Source organism: Microcoleus sp. Pol11C3 (assembly GCF_036701485.1).
Taxonomy (GTDB): domain Bacteria; phylum Cyanobacteriota; class Cyanobacteriia; order Cyanobacteriales; family Microcoleaceae; genus Microcoleus.
The window spans coordinates 1-2,081 of sequence record NZ_JAUBQW010000282.1 but is presented as its reverse complement, the minus strand read 5'-3'; the positions used below and the strand labels follow the sequence as shown (position 1 = coordinate 2,081).

The following is a 2,081-nucleotide window of genomic DNA, read 5'->3' as shown; positions in this document are numbered from 1 at the left end:
TCTTAAAATCCCAAAAGCCTTTTGACCCAAACTTTTTATCCACAACCCCTTGACAGGTCAATACAGTATCTACAGATTAGACTCAAATTGCAAGCATTCCCAAACTATCTAGAAATTATCTGTGTTTATCTGCCTTGAATCTGCGGTTGACATATTAATCAAAAATTCATGCAATAGGTCTAATAACCAATTCCCAATTTCCAAAAAATTATGAACCCAGAACCAGAAATTCGCCGCCTGTTAGATGTGATGCCTGCTTCCGGCCGTATGACGTGTAAAATTATTAATAAGCCACAACAATCAACGGTAATTGACTGCGATTTTCCTTTGCCTTGGAATCAATCTCGCCCGATTTATATTAATTTTGATTTGTGGCGGCTGCTATCTAAGCCGCAGCGGGATTTACTAATATTGCGGAATGTCAGTTTTCTGTGCAGTTTTAAGTGGTTTAAACCGGATATTTATCAAGGTGCGGCTCTGGCGGGAATTGTCGGGACTGTTGTAGAATTGTTGCAGGGAGATGCGATCGGCACTGCGATCGCGGGCGGTTTGACGGGACTCGCCATGACTCGAATTTGGCGCGACAACCGCAGTTCCCAAGTAGAGTTAGATGCTGACGAAGCGGCGATTAGAGTAGCGGGAAGGCGCGGTTACAACGAAGCGGAAGCGGCCGGACATTTGCTGGGGGCGATCGAGGCAGTGGCGCAAATTGAAGGGCGCAGTTTGGATTTTAACGAATTGATTCGGTGTCAAAACTTAAAGGCGATATCGGGTATTTCGGCGGTGGGGGTGCCCGATAGTGTGAGGAAAGAGTGAAAAAAACCTTGATATAATCAAGACAGAAACCCATAAAATCCACAACTATGCTAATCCTCCCCAAACTGGAAAACCTGCGCGATACTCTACCTATAGAAGGAGCTATCCGAATTGAATTAGTAGAAGGTATACCCATGTTTAGAGCCTCCACAACAGTCAAAAATCGCATAGAAGAACTGTTAGACAAACAACAAAATTTACCTCTCAATCCTGACGAAGAACAAGAACTCAATCTTTACGAAGAAATCGACGATTACCTCAGTTTTGTCAATCGGACTGTCCGCAATCTTTTCTTGGGTCAGATTCAGCCTACTGTGTAGAAATGTCCGCTCGCCGTCAAATCCCTGAAAATATCCAAAATCAAGTTCGTCAGAGAGCAAACTGTCTGTGCGAATATTGTCATGCCTCCGAACAATGGCAGTACGTAGAGTTTACTATCGAGCACATCATTCCCTTAACTAAAAGTGGGACTAACGATATTGACAATTTGGCACTAGCTTGCTTTCACTGCAACCGCAAGAAATCTGATAAAACTAGAGCGATAGATGCTCAGTCAGACGTAGAAGTACCGTTGTTTAACCCCAGACAAGATAGTTGGAGCGAACATTTTATTTGGTCGGCGGATGGATTATCAATAGTTGGTTTGACTCCAATTGGACGAGCTACAGTTACAGCATTAGTCTTAAATCGAGAGAGAGTCATTAATATTCGGGCCGCTGACAAAGCTATAAAACGACATCCACCTGCAGGCGATTTAATTCAATCAGAAAGTTGAGCATCCTGAGAGTTACGAAAAGTGGGAGCGGCTACCTCTGCAGCAAAATTTGTACTGAAATGAAAGGTTGATTCTTGCGGAAAGCTTCGCTAATGCACTTATTTTAATTATTTTAATCGAAAGTGCGATCGAGCCATCTATCCCCCTATGGCTCTTCCTCATCTACTCGCCGACTGAGATAATCCGGCAAGTCATCAAAACATACCCCCACCAAACGGCAAAAATCCCTCATTTGCCGAACAGTCATCGTAGGTTCCTCTCCCTTTTCCCATCTCCGCACCGACGAAGCCGACACCCCCATCCGCACAGCCAACTCTTCTTGGCTCAAGTTAGCGTCCTCTCGCAGTCTCCGAAAAGGCAACTCATTTTCTGGTTGCCGTTGACGTTGCCTTTTTTTTACCATATTATTATAACATAGGACTTACGCATTGACAAAAAACATGATCTATGCACTCTCGGTCATAGCATCACTCTGAAGGTTCGCCAAAAT

At 43.9% G+C, this 2,081-nt stretch carries 4 protein-coding genes; 3 read left to right on the top strand and 1 reads right to left on the bottom strand.

The window, feature by feature from the left end:
• The first annotated feature begins 210 nt into the window (after positions 1 to 210).
• From QUA40_RS28525 to QUA40_RS28515, 3 genes are read left to right on the top strand one after another with little or no spacing between them, the layout of a single operon-like run.
• Positions 211 to 816 carry a DUF3318 domain-containing protein gene (locus QUA40_RS28525; RefSeq protein WP_333132046.1) on the top strand — a complete coding sequence of 202 codons (606 nt, stop codon included), beginning with the start codon at positions 211 to 213 and terminating at the stop codon, positions 814 to 816.
• Positions 817 to 863: 47 nt separating this feature from the next.
• On the top strand, positions 864 to 1,136 hold the full coding sequence (locus QUA40_RS28520; protein ID WP_333132044.1) for a hypothetical protein: 273 nt from the start codon (positions 864 to 866) through the stop codon (positions 1,134 to 1,136).
• A 2-nt stretch (positions 1,137 to 1,138) separates the two neighbouring features.
• On the top strand, positions 1,139 to 1,591 hold the full coding sequence (locus tag QUA40_RS28515; RefSeq protein ID WP_333132042.1) for an HNH endonuclease: 453 nt from the start codon (positions 1,139 to 1,141) through the stop codon (positions 1,589 to 1,591).
• Between the two features lie 145 nt (positions 1,592 to 1,736).
• Here QUA40_RS28515 and QUA40_RS28510 read toward each other — a convergent pair whose 3' ends face one another.
• Positions 1,737 to 1,994, bottom strand: a complete 258-nt coding sequence (locus QUA40_RS28510; protein ID WP_333132040.1) for a helix-turn-helix transcriptional regulator — start codon at positions 1,992 to 1,994, stop codon at positions 1,737 to 1,739.
• Positions 1,995 to 2,081 lie beyond the last annotated feature (87 nt).